Origin of the sequence: Rodentibacter mrazii (assembly GCF_001998825.1) — a bacterium.
GTDB classification, from domain to species: domain Bacteria; phylum Pseudomonadota; class Gammaproteobacteria; order Enterobacterales; family Pasteurellaceae; genus Rodentibacter; species Rodentibacter mrazii.
The window spans coordinates 13,895-28,565 of sequence record NZ_MLHG01000044.1 but is presented as its reverse complement, the minus strand read 5'-3'; the positions used below and the strand labels follow the sequence as shown (position 1 = coordinate 28,565).

The window sequence follows — 14,671 nt, the reverse complement described above, 5'->3', positions numbered from 1 at the left end:
ATTAATTCGTTGGATTTTGCCAACGTATCACTTGTTGATTGGCTTGATTTGAAGATGGCTCGACCCATCTCATGGCTGTCTCCGTTGGCGAAACCCAATGTAAATTAGCCGGTAATGGTTTATTTTCAATCCGATAAATCGGCGTATTGGTACGAGAAGAAGCACGTTGAAAATTAGCGATTTGTTTATTTTGATTAAACCGCTGACTTTGATACACCAAGAAACCTCTCACGGACATTCCGGGTTTCATTCCATTACGTTTCATATTGCGAATATCTTCAGCGGTTGCCTTTCCTTGTAATGCGCGATGCAACCCCTCAATACCGATATTATGGGCAAGATATAAATGTTCGTCAGTGAGCTTAATACCACGTTCGTAAAACTGTCCGATATGCCACCGTGCTAAAAGAGCGGTAGCCAATGTATTTAAGCGTTTATTCTTCCGTGGGTCGAACCTTGTTGTAATGGGCTGCATGCCTAATGCCCGCCCTTCATCAGTTGTCGCAAGCCAATTCCAGGTTTTTCGGGTAAATTGCCCGACACCTGTCGCACCGGTTGGTGAAATTTTGCCATACCAACCATCTTCAATTTTTACTAAACCTCGGAGCATTGATTCGCTCACCTGATAACGGACCGAGGCTTCCTGGATATAGCCATCTACCTCCGCACCGAACCCACTAAAAGCGGAAGCATACGTTGCCAATCCCAAACCGCTCACGCCCAATACAAGATTTAATAAACGATGCTTTCCCATTGCCCATCCTTTTGAATCTGAAATGCCGAGGGCATTTTGCCGCCGGCATACTGTAACCAGGCACCATTATCATGATTTAAGGTGATGAGTTTTTTATTAACCTTATTTGGATCGATGTGATGTTTTTTAGCCCAGGCATAAATTTCCTCATTGGTTTTTACCCCCACAAAATAAATATCAATGGGCGTTTTATCATTCACATGAGAAAGTATGCGGTCGGCATTTCTATCACATCGTTCACAATTATCTAAACGCGTAAAATAAATCACCCGACCGACCCGTTCAGAAATGTGAGGTTCGACTTTAAAAGGGAGCTCATCCGGGTACATCTCTTTAAATACGCGATCATAAGTGCGCTGAAATTCTAATTCACGCTGCATTCGGTCATGGAGTTTCTTCGCTAATAGCCGGGCGTAATGCTCTCTTTCCTGTTCGCTACGAGATTCCACGCCGAGCGTTGTTAAAGGATCAAGTCCCGGCGACCATACACCACGGGCACCTTTGTTGAGTTCTTCATAACGTTGCCATTCCCGTTCTGTTAAATCCCATTCTTGCGCTTTTGTTTGAAGCGCCTGTTGGTTTAATTTTTCCGTGAGGAGATTCTGTTGATTGAGTGCCTGTATTGAAAGCCTATTCGCCGTTGAAGCTGTATCAGCTAACACAATAGGCGAAAACAAACTTAACATCACCGCAACTGCAGAGAGCTTCTTAAAACTAACCATTTAATTATTCCTCAATAATTTCTGTTGTTGTGGTTGTCGTCGTTGTCGTCTCTACCTTTGGTTTTTCATTTATCCGTTCTGGTACGACTGGACGTAATTTAAAACAAACGGTACGCGTAACATCATTGATGGTGATGTCGTAAGCCGGACCCGCTAACATTTGTAAAGCATCACGTAGTGCCATCGGACCGAATTGATAATGGACTTTTGGCAAGGAACGGGAATAAAGTGTAGAAAGGGTGGATTCGTTTTGATTGAAACTTTGGCAAAGTGACAAACCGGTATCTTTTAATGTTGTACGTAAACCTTGCTCCACGGTTGCCGTTAGCGCTTGTTTTTTCTTTCCAAGCATATTGACGGAGACACTTTGGTCAAGAAGGTATTTTTGTCCTTCTTCCGGTGAAAAATTAATTAAAGTATAGCGCCCCTCACGTAAGACTTCTGTACGTTCCGGCTGATAGTCAGTGTAAATATCCGGACGGACAATGCGCTCTTCCGGTTGAACGAATTGAGGTTGAGCAGGTTGAATACTTGGGTTTTCTAATGCGAGTTGTTCATCGGTGATTGGTTTATTTACACAACCGGAAAGTGCGGATAATGTCAGCGTGGCTAGTAGTATTTTTTTCATAATGAGGCTCCAATTAAGGTTTTAAATACTGCCTTAATATGGATAACTCTCAACTGAATTTGAATAATTTATTCTTCTTGAAGTAAAGATAGAAAAATTAGCCGATAAAAAAATGTTTTATCGTCATAATAATGAGTAAATGAAGCGGGTAAAACGCATAAAAGACGATCTTTTTCATCCTTCTTATCTTAATAGCGCTGCGCCGGATACCTTGAGGGTAAAAAAGATAAAATAAGGTAAATGTAATGCTAAGTACAATGAAAGACCATAATACAGTTCCCCATAAATCCTCAAGCATACGATGATTCACGAAAAATCCCATTAAGACACACCCTATCATCGTCAAAGACTTATACCGACCGGGTTTTAGTTGAAAAAAGAAGTAGCAAGTGACGCAGTAAAGAAGCCCACATAGCGAATAATCTGCATGATATGAAATGAATAAGAAAATCGCATAAAGCATCCCCTGAAGCAAATAATGGAAGGTATAGCGGTGTTGATACACCCAAATCACACCAACAACTGCAAAAAACTGGAACAAAACATTTAAACGATCATAGTTTGGCTGAAACGCTTTGAAACAGAATTCCGAAAGTAAGGCTGTAATAAACATCCACTGAAGATAGGCGGATAAGTTGACATTATCTCGTGACAAATTTAATGCAATGATAAAACCAAATGCTAAATATGAAAAACGGCCAATGCCTCTGAATACTAAAAAAATAGGATCAATCTGTTGAAAAACGATACCGACATGATCAATCACCATTGTAATCAAAGCGAGCCACTTCAACCATTCAGTTTGAGAGGATGTTAAATAAGGCATAGGCGTAATTTCAATGAAAAAGGTTTAGCGTTCATCATACATTAAAATGAAAAAGCCTACCCACAAAAAGTAGATAGGCTTAATAGTTTATAAATTAAAATCAATACTCGTATTCGAGCATAATGGTTGTAGAACTTCGGTCAGCTTCGGTGAGCACATAAACGTATTCGTCACCAATATAATGATGACTTAATACCCGTCCACCGTTTTCTACGGCACGGTCATTTAACGTCCAATCACCGAGGCCAACCATTCCCCAATCGTAGCTGAGCTGCTTTTCAATTAATCTATGGATATGTTGCATACCCAATGATTTCTTGACTTCAGCTGTACACACGACGTTACCAAGCGTAAAAGGGCTCTTTCTTGATTGGTGTAGCATCCAGTCAAAATAACCTTTTGTTCGATCATGAGTTTCATCGGAAAAACAAACTTCCGTCCGATAAGTTTCTGAGTCCAAATCGGTTATCACTACGACGTCATGCTCACCGAATGGATAGGCGTAGTAGTTCACGACAAATTTCACATTAGGATCATAAGATATTTGACGCCATTCACCATTCTTTAACTTGATATAACCATCCCGGTGAGACGTGGTGACTTGACTAATCTCATCTGCCGTTAACTCCGCTGATATCCGACGGGAAATAATGATTTTACCTAGTTCTAAAACATAATTTTTCTGACACATGATGTTTCTCCTAAACTTAATTTTTAAGTAAAAATGTAAAGGGGATAACATCACCATTAAAGGATGTTATCCCTCAATGGGTGCAAGGTGTAAAACGTATTAATGCATTTTTTTCTGCATTCGTTGTTTATGACGTTGTAATTTTTTAAACATTTTTACCGTATCTTGAAACATACTTTCATCATTAACGGCCATACCGTTAATACAAAAATGCGTGTCAAAACCATTGATAAAAATGAATATGTTTACATCGTCTTCGTCCAGCCCGGTCAGCTCGAAAAAGAGTGACGCCAAACGATTTAAAACGAGGCTTTGATAAAGGTTACCAAAGTGCGGTATTGCTTCACTGCCTCGTACTAATGCCCAAATTTCCTCATCTTCCACACTGCAATCGTATTGATAAAGCACATTTTCCCAACCGGTTAAGGCGGGACTGATTGCGTTCATATAAAACGACGGAATAAAATTCAGCGGAAGCATGCCAAATTTGGTGCTATTCGTACGGCTATAAGGTAAAGTATTCATCGTGTTTTCCCCTAAATGATAAATCAAAGGGAAAACCCTCCATAGAGGCGGTTTTCCCCTATGGACTGGGCAAAAGTGCAGTCAAAATTGACCGCACTTGAGTATAAAGTTTATGCCCAAAGTACTTCCGCTAATTTTACTTTTTTCTCAAGCTCATTCACGGCTTTTTTAGCATAGGTGAGCGAAAAAGGATGCGCACGTTTTTCGGGATTGTCTTTCAATTCCTGATGTTTTTCTTTGGCTTTTGCCAATTCAAACTGGAAGAATTCAAGACTTTCCGGCATAGATAAATCAATTTTTCCTGCCCGATTTTCCCAATATGCGATTTTGTCATCGTAACTTTCCGCTTTTTTCATTTCCTCAACGGATTTTTCCATCCGTCGATGATTACGATCAAGCAGTGCCCGATGACGCGTTTCACTATGGTGACCAACTTTTATCGGTTCTCCCATACTCAAAAATTCCCGTCCTTCCTGGGCTGCCTCAAAATACTGATGGCTACGTTTCATCGCATTATGCGCAGCATCTTGATAGCGTTGCGCTCTTTGCTCTGCACGTTTTTGGCTATCCATCCCATCGCAGCGGGTAAAAGAATAAAAGTAGTGATCCGCACTTTGTTTAACCAAATTGTGAACTTCTACTTCAACTTCTTTACCATGTCTGCTGGTAAGAACGATAATATCGCCCTTTTTATGGGGTTCCGGGCATTTTGCAACAAAGACGTTTGGGGCAAACTTAGCATAAGTATTAGTTGTCATCGTATTTCTCCTCGATGTAAAAAAAGAAGGGAAATACGCTGCCCAAAGGGAACATATTTCCCTTTAGGGTTGTAAAAGAAAGGTAAAAGTGCGGTCAAATTTGAGCACATGTTAAAAAGTAAAAGAAAGACCAACAACATTATTGTTGGTCTTCGTCGTTTATGGGATTAATTGTCTTGTTCTGCACTTTGACGTTTTTCCAGTTGATATTTCAACTCTCCATCAACTTTAATAAAGTTGATTCGGAAGAGTCGTCCTTTCAGTGAAATGCCCGTATCCCCTTTTTTGTGATACTCACTGTCTTTGGAATAGGTGAATGTGTCATATCGCAAATCCCCCATCACAAATGAAACCAAGACTTTTTTCTTCGCCTCAACAGCTTCTTGACAGCGTTTAATCAACTGAACGGTTTCTTCCCCGGAAATATTCATATCAAAAACACGATATTCCGCTGAGTCCGCAGGGCCAACTAATGCAGCAATACGACAAGCCCAATATGAATCTCCTTTTTTCCCTTTTGTCGGTTTGATCTCGCGAATATCGCTAAGATAACCAATACCGGAAGTATGAAGATTGAAATATTTTGCTTGTTGATTGTTTTGAGTAGACATAATGTTTCTCCTAATTGTAAAAATGTAAAAAAGCGGAGAAACATCCTTGCCCACCACGGGAAAAATGTTTCCCGCTAGGGTTAAATTAAATAAGACGATGGATTAATGCCCAAGTATTAGTAGTAGTTTAAAAGCTGCAATAATTGTTACAATCATTAAAAATACTAGAACATAAGGCAATACTTCCATGGAACGTTCTTCTTCTGCAATTTTTTCCACAAAAGAAATAAATTTACGGTGTAATGAAATAAGTTTCATATTGTTTCTCCAAAGTAAAAAAAGCGGAGAAACACTCTTACCTAACACGGGAAAATGTTTCCCGCCAAGGGTTAAATTGATTAGCCTAGAATAAATGATCTTATTTTAGGTTAAGGGTGGTCTGAGGTGGCACACCTACGATAAGTCGTAGATTTTCCTCTCAGTGTGCTGGAAAAATTTTGGCTATGATTCTACTTACTCAAAGGTAAGGCGTTGCTTTTCAAGAATCGTGCAACTTTTTAAGGGCTGTTTACACAGCGTCTTAAAGAAATTGAGCTTATTAAAATCCAAATTAAATTCAAATCGTAGCAAAAACTAAAAATTGTACTTGGAGATATTTTAAGCAAAAGAAAAGGTCACCCAGAAATCTGAGTGACCTTATGTTTTTGACTATAGATTAACTAAATAAAAATTAAGTAGGCCAAACTAATTTGATTCATAAAAATACTGATACGTTCGTTACCATATACGGATTTTTATCTCTCGCCTTATCCGATTACCTTGTGGCCATTAATCGGTTATACCTGTGGCATCAATCCTGACACAAAGGGCACCCATTGTTTCACCGGTGGGCTCCGGTAAAGAGAAAGTAGCAAGTCATTGCGAATTTCTAAAATATACTTATCAATACACTTTAAAAATCCGCAATGACTGACAGGTTGAATAGTCGAGAGTGAATAAATAAGGGCGTTACTCCCGCATCACTCTGATAATTAGGTGGCACACCCCGCAAAGTGCGTTAATCAATGCAGGAAATTCCTTTCAGCGTGCTGGAATCATTTTGGCTAGGTGTGAATTGATCACCGACAATTCACAAACGGTCTTACGAAGGCTTTAGTATAACATTATTTACTTAGACTGACTATTTTCACTCGCTCAATAAATTCCGTAGCTCAGATATTTGCTCGTTTACGCTTTTATTTGGTGCTTTTTTCCCTTTCCTAGACGCTTTTTTAGCACCAATATTTTCAATATGTTGGCAGTTTGGGTAGGCTGAACATCCCCAAAAATCGCCATTTTTTCCTTTCCGTTTTGCCATTGGTGAACCACATTTAGGGCATTTACGAATTTCAATATTTCCCATTGAAATTCCCTTTTTAATACAATCATCCATTAAATGCCGCACAAAAATTTCCTGTTTTTGCATAAATACATCAAGTGAAAGGCTTCTTTCTGCAATCTGATTCAGGGCTTGCTCCCAAAGTGCGGTTAACCCCGGATCTTTCAATGTCTGTGGTAAATTATCAATTAAGGTTATCGCTTCTTCCGTTGCTAAGAGCGACTTTCCTTTCTTTTTCAGAAACCCCTTATCAATTAACCCCTGAATTGTTCCGGCCCGCGTTGCCTCCGTACCAAGCCCTTCCGTTTCACGTAACCGTTGTTTTAATCTCTCATCCGTAACAAATCTAGCCGCATTTTTCATTGCGGTGAGTAATGTCCCTTCAGTGAAATGGTTTGGCGGGGTGGTTTGTTGGGTTTTCATTTCCGTATCAACAACCCGGCAAGTTTGTCCTTGCGTTAATGTCGGGAGCGCTTGTTTAGATTCATCTTCTTCATCAAGCGTTTTGCCAAATAAGATTTTCCAGCCGGGCGCAATCAACACATTCCCCCGTGCAGCCAACACATGTTGACCGCACTTCAACACAATTTGGGTTTTATCGGTTTCACTAACCGGTAGGAACTGAGCTAAATAACGACGGCGAATCAAATCGTAGAGCCTAAACTCATCTTCCGACATTTTACTAATGTCCGCTTTTACCATAGTCGGAATAATGCCGTGGTGAGCGGTAATTTTTTTGTCGTTCCAGGCTCGAGATTTCTGATTGAGATTAAGTTTTGATGCAAGAGGCTGCAATCGGCTGTCAGATTGAATGAGACACTGAATTACCCTCGGAGCCTCCGCTAACTGTGATTCGGGCAAATAACCACAATCAGTACGCGGATAGGTAGTTGCTTTATGGGTTTCATAAAGTGATTGAGCAATATCAAGCACTTGTTGCGCTCCCAATCCATAAAGACGATTTGCTTCAGATTGTAAATCGCTTAGTGCAAATAAAAGTGGTGCACTTTGTTTTTCCCGTTTTGTCTCAACTGACTCGACTTTGGCTTGACCGATCTGACAAATTTGTTGATTAGCAGCTTGTATCACTTGAGCAGATAAACAAAGCCCATCCGCATCACAATATTGTTCAGGGATAACATATTGTGTAGCAAAAGGTTGCGTACCCTCAGAAAGAATGACTTGTAATGTAAAGTGCTGCTTTGGAATGAAATTTTTAATTTCACGGTCACGATTAACGACTAAGCTCAATGTAGGACTTTGTACACGCCCCACACTTAATGGTTTACCTTGGTAACCTTTTTGTTGGGCGAGTAGTGTAAAAAGGCGAGAAAAATTCATTCCGATAAGCCAATCTGCACGGCTACGAGCAAGTCCCGCGTAATAAAGCGGTAAGGTGTCTTCGTTATTCTTTAATGCCCCTAATGCTTTACGAATACTGGCATCATCTAATGCAGACAACCAAAGGCGTTTTATTTGACCACGAAATTTCCCTAAATCAAGCAGCTCTCGGGCAATCGTCTCACCCTCTCTATCAATATCGGTCGCAATCACAACCAATTGTGCTTGCTTGATAAGTTTCATCACAACATTGTACTGTTTTTTCGTTTCTTTTTTAGGTGAAAGCCCCCATTGTGACGGAATAATGGGTAAGGTTTCAAATGCCCATTTTTTAAAAGCGGGATCGTATTGTTCCGGATTAAACTGCTCAACCAAATGCCCAATTCCCCAGGTCACAATCAATTGACCATCCGGTGTTGATAAACAACCCTCACTGCGCTTTGTTGCCCCTAATACTTTAGCAATATCATTACCTTGAGAAGGCTTTTCACAAAGAAATAGTTTCATAAAACATTCCTCAATTTGACTATTGAGAGATATTTTCAATGCAATAAAATAAACCACAATTCAGAACTCTTTTTAAATTGAGAGTAAATAATGATAAAACGCCCCCATTTCAACTTGAGGCAAATTTTGATAACTCTCCTTTCTCATGTCGCTAAAATTTAGAAATATAAAAAAAGCCCCAACATTGTTGGGGCAAAGGAGAATGAGGTAATTATTACCTACACCATACTTTTGTTATTCTGTTACCGAACCGTTTTAAGCATTTCTTGTTTAATAAACTGGCCAAAGTCAGCTTCATTTGAGGAAGCAACCCAAGAAATTCTAACTTTCCCACTTTCTTTTGATAATGTGACATCAAGTTTTCGACCACCGGTATAACTATTAATTAAGTGGTAATAAACGCCCGGTGTCACTTCATGCGTATGACCTTCCTCATCAAGCAATTCTGCATGGCGTTGGCGTTCAAAGCCGGATAATCCGCTTAATGCTTCATCACGCGTAGAGAATTTAAAGTTTCGTTTAACTTTAACATAGAGAGTATCAATATTTTTTGATGAAACAATTGAGTCCTCAACATTATAGCGGTAAGCACGTGAACCACGAGAATATCCCCCGCTAGCACTATTTCCTCCGCCTAGTACACTACTGAGTTGACCGGCTACATTACCTACCGCATCATTCAATGAATTTAGCTCCGCGCAACCACTTACACTTAATGTTGCAGCCACAGATAAAACGAAAATTATTTTTTTCACTGGGTTTTACCTCAATTATTATGACGTAATTCAAAAAGGAATATCATCATCAAAGCCACCCATTGGAGGCTCTGGCTGTGGTTGACGAGCCTGTTGTTGAGAAGGTTGATGTTGACCTGCTGCTGAATTTGAATTTTGCGGACGAGAACCTAACATCTGCATCACATCACCCTGAATTTCGGTTGTGTAGCGATCTTGACCATTTTGGTCTTGCCATTTGCGTGTACGTAAGCGACCTTCTACATAAACTTGTGAGCCCTTCTTTAAATATTCGCCACAGATCTCGGCTTGACGACGATAGAAAACAATACGGTGCCATTCTGTTAATTCACGACGTTCACCGGTATTTTTATCCGTCCAACTTTCACTGGTTGCGACACTAATATTGGCAACGGCCTCTCCATTTGGCATCGTACGAATTTCGGGATCATTTCCAAGGTGTCCCACAATAATGACTTTGTTTACTCCAGCCATAATAACTCCTTATTTTTAAATATTATTCTTCCCAGTTTTCCGCATAGATATGATTTCGAGTTTCAAGCTGATTTAATTGGTTAAGCACATCAATCGCTAATCTTTTCTCATCGTTCTCATTGAAAGGAGATTTAACTTTTTCGTACTCTACTGACGAGTCAACCACCGACTTTCCATCAATACTGATACTAAAATGGATATTCACTTTTCCCATAATATTGTTCCCTTGTGTAATTAATGAACTGATGGAGATTGTGCATATATTATGAAGAATACTTAAGAGGAAATTCACTTGATAAATAAGAGAATTTTGAGTCGCTTATTTAGCTATGTGGTATATTGATGTCTCCGTTTTTATCCATCACAACAAAAATGGGAGATTCAATATGACAACAGGTAAAGAAGAATTAACTTTAAAAGAAGCACTAGAGCTAGCTTCTCGACTAATATCTCCTGTAGATGTTGATACCTTGAATAATATCAATTACGAGAATATGAAAAACAAGCGTCTTGCTATGTTATTCGAATATGCCTCGGACATTCAAGAAATGTACTCAACGCATTATTCTGTCAAGTTTAAAGAATCATACACATCATCGTAAGTGTAAAATGCTTTCATTTTATTAATTACCTCAATCGCAAATTCAATCTCCCTTTTATTGATAGAAATTACATTTGCTTTTGAGGTATCTTTTTCTTTAGATGTCAATTGTGAAATGATCTCTTTACCATCAACTAAAACCTTAAATTGCATTTCAATTTTTTGCATTGCCTCTCCTCCACGTTTGTAACCAACAACACTTACAGATTTTTATCCGTTTTAAAATTACCCCAAGGTCTTGCGTCGAGCCATCTTTCAGAATGAAACTCATTCATCCTATTTACAATTTCTTTCGTTAATTTACGCTCTTGAGAGAAGTAAGAGCGTTTTTCTGCCTGTTCTTCAATTTGATGCTGAACAACGGTTTCACCACCAATTTCGACTGTAAATGTCATTTTTATATTAATCATAAATTACCCCTTGAATAAATAAGACTTAAACCGCTGTAATAACGATTTTTGCACATCTTTTGTTTGTTTTTTTAGTGACAACCGGGATGTGACTTCAATGAGCTTTTCTTTGGCTTGTTCAAAATTTAGTTCCTCGAGTAATTCATGATGACTTTCTTCATCATATTCCTTCCAAATCAAATAAGGTTGAAAATAATCAATCATCCAACCAGCTGTATCTTCTCGTTTTATTAACTTTGACTCAGCTGTCAGAATAACCGGTAAACCAAAGCGTTTAATTTTATCATTCAGTTCACAATACATTTGGTAAAACATCTCATCAATATCATAATGATTGATAGTGACACCATGTAACTGGGTCTCACCTGTTTCATAAAACATAAATTTTGCAATGCAAGTTCGATGATTGCCGTCTTGACCAATGTAATAATTCATTCCATCAAAGGTATTAAAATACATTGACGGTGATTTATTCTTTGTTTCCCGATAATATTCCGGCTTCTTATCTTGCAGTGGAAGGTTGATATCCATTCGCTTACCGGATGTTAATAAATCCATCCAGGGACGATTCTGGTATTGTTGATGGGCTGTTCCTATCACTTGAAATACATTAATTGAGCCTTGAGACGTCCAATAATGACGACGAACAAATGCTCCCATAAGAGAGCGATAAGGATCTTCCCAAGGTTGAATAATATCAAATGCCCAAGGAGGCGGATTTTTAATCACACGCAAGAAAAGTGGTGTTCTCATTTCTTCATAAACCGGACTATTTAATAAAGAATCAATATCAAATTTCATAACTTATTCCAATCTAAAGGAAAGGCTCCTTTTTTCGTTAAAGTAAGGGGCTTGTCCCCTTACCTTTAAAAGGCCTTTTAGTGAGCCGATTACAAACTAGGTCAATCAGTCGATTACAAACTAGAAGATCCAACGATAGCAAATGCGATCATGACAGCGTATTTTCTATATCTTTTACTTTTTCAACTGCACTTGATACCTGTCTCATCATAAAATTTAAAACAGAAATCTGCAGATTAATTAAAATGCGCTCTTTTTCCGCTGAGACAAGTTTTTGACGTAATTCCAAGGGCAAGCAGGTATTCTCTAAAATCGGTGTCAATACAGAGTCCCCGGTTTGAGATGATCGAAAACTGCGCCAGCGAAGAAATGTTCCGCCGGATGATGACGCCTTATCCCGAATCATGTGAATGGGTAATACACCAAGATCACTTTGACGAATATTTTGGAGCATTTCGTTTTGCTGCAACATTAAAACATCCCGCACTGAAGCAAGTGATTCTGCTAAAAATTCATATTGCTGCACAGATTCCAATTCACTAAAGATCTGCTTCAATGAATCATTAAGCGGAGTGGTACGCCCTAATTGTTTATACATATCTGTCGGTATAAGCACGTTACCCATAAGCACTCCCATATTATTCCGTTTGGCTTGGTGTAATTTGAACTTCTACCGGGTTATCCTCATCCGGCACAACGGAGGGCTTTCTAATAACCGGAGCAAAAGTTGCACGTGTCGTCCCGGAAAGGACATCCGGTGTTAACGTGTATTTCATACGTTTAACTGCCGCCTGATAGCGAGCATTATTTTCAGTGGCATCTTGGCGGGTGATCCCTGAGTTTCGATAATTTTCAAGCACCCCAAAGGCACGACGTATTAATTTCGCGCCGGACTCTAGCCAATCATAGGCATCATCTTTGGTAATCAAGGCAATATGTGAGGCGGTCATCACAGTACGGGCGAGTGAATCAAAATCAGCCAAAAGGTACAACAATTGATAGCCTAATTGTGTATTCACAAAGATCGGATATTGGATCGGTGCGATATTGGCACAGCGTTCAATATGAAAATTTTCAGGGATCTTTTCACTGTAAAGTTGCACCATACGCCAAGTGATTTCCTGTATTTCGTTACGGAAAGCCAATACTTTTTGTTCAAAACGGAGTAAATAATCATCGGCATAAGGATCGTCTTGTTCAGCCGCTTGTTGAATTTGACTGAGCAAAGAAAGGGCATTGGGAATACTCAGAATAGATGAAGTCACGACTTCACCGGCATCATTTTTGACTAAATCACGCCCATTCCAAAGACGAGTAGCGTATTGCGTGTGTAGCGTAAAGGTAATTTCGCTACGTAACGGTCCAAGTTGTTGGTTATATGTTGTTGTCATGTGATGTCACCTTTTTATGATTGATTAAATTTTGTACTTTGTCCAGCCCCTGGACAGTGGTTAAATTTTGTACTTTGAGCAACCCTAGCTCACTGGTTAAATTTTGTACTTTGAAGAACCCTTCTTCACTGGTTAAAATTTGTACTTTGAATCGCCCCGCTTCACTGGTTAAAATTTGTACTTTGAAGCGCCCCGCTTCACTGGTTAAATTTTGTACTTTGAAGAACCCTTCTAAACTGATTAAATCTTGTACTTTGTTTAGCTACATATTGCAGCTTTAAACCGGCGAATCCGTTCAGAGCGGGCTTGTCGCTCTTCTAGCGATTGAACTTTTCGTGATTTCATTGAATCCGTGTTTTCCGTATTATTGAGCATTCTCATATCCTTGTGTGTCAATAATCCTTTTTTCAGCAAAGAAGATTGTTCCGTCAAATGTTGTTCATAGAGGTAGGGTTTAAATTCACTGCGATGCGCACGTTGAATAAGGGTCATCACATAACCTTGCGGTTTTTTGACTTCACCTTTTATCGTGCGTTGCTCAAGCTCAAACATAATGGCTTTGCAAAGCCCTAAATCAAGCCCACGCATAGTTTGGCTTATTGCTGTTTTTTCCAATGGCGAAAAACGGATAGTCGCCGGCCAATCTATTTCAGAAACATTTCCGGTACAGTACGTATTTATATAAATACCAGTACCTGTACTGTACGGTGATAAACCCGAGTTCCCTTTTGGAACCAAGCCTGAAATCAATGACTTATCATCATTTTGATGACTGAGTTCCCGATTGGAACTTGGCTTAATTTGGCTGAGTTCCCTTTTGGAACTCGGGCCATTTTTACTGAGTTCCCCAACTTTTTCGCCCAGTTCCCTATTGGAACTCAGTAGGTTTTCTTGAATGCGGTTTAAATTTTGATGGTATGCCGGCACATCCTCATTATCCATTTGGGGGCGCTGTTGATAATCTTGAAGACGGGCACGCATCCAATCAATGTGCGAAATATAATGCCACTGAGTATTGTCAGAGAGGAGATTTTCAACAATATGATTAGCCACCCCACGAACAAAATTATCACGATGATTGACCGCACTTTCGAGCAAAGCAATGTAATCATGGTTTAATTGAATGGTGTCAATAATGGGCATCGGCTCATCATGGAGAATATAAACATTTCCAAGTATCTGCCCTTGCTCATTGCGAACGGTTTCACAAAGGGTGAGCCAACGTGTTAAACGTAAAAGTAATAAGGTCTGACTCACTAATTTGCGCGATAATGCCGCATTGTCGTAGGGTTTATCCGACAATAATTTTGCAAGTACCTCGTAGGAAGGGAAGAGACCTGACTGAAATTCTCTTGCTTTATACTTGATAAGCTGCCACGCCAATTTTGCTCTTGACGTTAAATAAGTGTCGAATAGCAAACGGGTTGGGACGGTTTCATGCTGATTACCAAAGAAAAGCAACCCATGCTCTTGTAATTTTGTATCCATCATTTAATTCTCTTTGAGAATGTTTCATTTTTTATTGCAATGTATTTCCACATCCCTACAATAGCCAATG

Annotated in this window: 19 protein-coding genes; all 19 read right to left on the bottom strand. The window is 39.4% G+C overall.

The window, feature by feature from the left end:
* Position 1 precedes the first annotated feature (1 nt).
* The 19 genes from BKK47_RS07385 to BKK47_RS07295 all read right to left on the bottom strand — a co-directional run bounded on the left by BKK47_RS07385 (position 2) and on the right by BKK47_RS07295 (position 14,601).
* Positions 2-754, bottom strand: a complete 753-nt coding sequence (locus BKK47_RS07385; protein WP_077494222.1) for a transglycosylase SLT domain-containing protein — start codon at positions 752-754, stop codon at positions 2-4.
* Positions 733-1,476, bottom strand: coding sequence for a TIGR03759 family integrating conjugative element protein (locus BKK47_RS07380; protein WP_077494221.1), 744 nt, complete (start codon positions 1,474-1,476; stop codon positions 733-735). Before BKK47_RS07380 ends, BKK47_RS07385 begins: the two co-directional genes overlap by 22 nt.
* A gap of 4 nt (positions 1,477-1,480) precedes the next feature.
* Positions 1,481-2,104 (bottom strand): PFGI-1 class ICE element type IV pilus protein PilL2, encoded by a 624-nt coding sequence (gene pilL2, locus BKK47_RS07375; RefSeq protein ID WP_077494220.1) that lies wholly within the window; start codon positions 2,102-2,104, stop codon positions 1,481-1,483.
* A gap of 97 nt (positions 2,105-2,201) precedes the next feature.
* Entirely contained in the window at positions 2,202-2,930 is a 729-nt protein-coding gene (locus tag BKK47_RS07370; RefSeq protein WP_244149121.1) for a TraX family protein, read from the bottom strand.
* 100 nt (positions 2,931-3,030) lie between these two features.
* Complete coding sequence (locus tag BKK47_RS07365; protein WP_077494219.1) at positions 3,031-3,621, bottom strand: hypothetical protein; 591 nt, start codon at positions 3,619-3,621, stop codon at positions 3,031-3,033.
* 99 nt (positions 3,622-3,720) lie between these two features.
* Positions 3,721-4,146, bottom strand: a complete 426-nt coding sequence (locus BKK47_RS07360) for a hypothetical protein (protein WP_077494218.1) — start codon at positions 4,144-4,146, stop codon at positions 3,721-3,723.
* Between the two features lie 110 nt (positions 4,147-4,256).
* The gene (locus tag BKK47_RS07355; RefSeq protein ID WP_077494217.1) at positions 4,257-4,904 is read right to left on the bottom strand and encodes a DUF3560 domain-containing protein; all 648 of its coding nucleotides are present in this window, start codon (positions 4,902-4,904) and stop codon (positions 4,257-4,259) included.
* A 167-nt stretch (positions 4,905-5,071) separates the two neighbouring features.
* Complete coding sequence (locus BKK47_RS07350) at positions 5,072-5,515, bottom strand: STY4534 family ICE replication protein (protein ID WP_077494216.1); 444 nt, start codon at positions 5,513-5,515, stop codon at positions 5,072-5,074.
* 102 nt (positions 5,516-5,617) lie between these two features.
* Complete coding sequence (locus BKK47_RS12455; RefSeq protein WP_158074755.1) at positions 5,618-5,773, bottom strand: hypothetical protein; 156 nt, start codon at positions 5,771-5,773, stop codon at positions 5,618-5,620.
* Between the two features lie 868 nt (positions 5,774-6,641).
* The gene (locus BKK47_RS07345) at positions 6,642-8,681 is read right to left on the bottom strand and encodes a DNA topoisomerase III (protein ID WP_077494215.1); all 2,040 of its coding nucleotides are present in this window, start codon (positions 8,679-8,681) and stop codon (positions 6,642-6,644) included.
* A gap of 242 nt (positions 8,682-8,923) precedes the next feature.
* Positions 8,924-9,436 carry a hypothetical protein gene (locus BKK47_RS07340; RefSeq protein ID WP_077494214.1) on the bottom strand — a complete coding sequence of 171 codons (513 nt, stop codon included), beginning with the start codon at positions 9,434-9,436 and terminating at the stop codon, positions 8,924-8,926.
* A gap of 30 nt (positions 9,437-9,466) precedes the next feature.
* Positions 9,467-9,910: a single-stranded DNA-binding protein gene (locus BKK47_RS07335; protein WP_077494213.1), complete on the bottom strand. Its 444-nt coding sequence runs from the start codon at positions 9,908-9,910 to the stop codon at positions 9,467-9,469.
* 22 nt (positions 9,911-9,932) lie between these two features.
* Entirely contained in the window at positions 9,933-10,124 is a 192-nt protein-coding gene (locus tag BKK47_RS07330) for a hypothetical protein (protein WP_077494212.1), read from the bottom strand.
* Positions 10,125-10,472: 348 nt separating this feature from the next.
* Positions 10,473-10,679, bottom strand: coding sequence for a hypothetical protein (locus tag BKK47_RS07325; RefSeq protein WP_077494211.1), 207 nt, complete (start codon positions 10,677-10,679; stop codon positions 10,473-10,475).
* A 32-nt stretch (positions 10,680-10,711) separates the two neighbouring features.
* The gene (locus BKK47_RS07320) at positions 10,712-10,906 is read right to left on the bottom strand and encodes a hypothetical protein (protein WP_244149120.1); all 195 of its coding nucleotides are present in this window, start codon (positions 10,904-10,906) and stop codon (positions 10,712-10,714) included.
* An 18-nt stretch (positions 10,907-10,924) separates the two neighbouring features.
* Positions 10,925-11,722, bottom strand: coding sequence for a hypothetical protein (locus BKK47_RS07315; protein WP_077494209.1), 798 nt, complete (start codon positions 11,720-11,722; stop codon positions 10,925-10,927).
* A gap of 148 nt (positions 11,723-11,870) precedes the next feature.
* Entirely contained in the window at positions 11,871-12,347 is a 477-nt protein-coding gene (locus BKK47_RS07310; protein WP_077494250.1) for a DUF3158 family protein, read from the bottom strand.
* Between the two features lie 13 nt (positions 12,348-12,360).
* Positions 12,361-13,113, bottom strand: coding sequence for a PFL_4669 family integrating conjugative element protein (locus BKK47_RS07305; RefSeq protein WP_077494208.1), 753 nt, complete (start codon positions 13,111-13,113; stop codon positions 12,361-12,363).
* A 258-nt stretch (positions 13,114-13,371) separates the two neighbouring features.
* Positions 13,372-14,601: an STY4528 family pathogenicity island replication protein gene (locus BKK47_RS07295; protein ID WP_077494249.1), complete on the bottom strand. Its 1,230-nt coding sequence runs from the start codon at positions 14,599-14,601 to the stop codon at positions 13,372-13,374.
* Between the last annotated feature and the right edge of the window lie 70 nt (positions 14,602-14,671).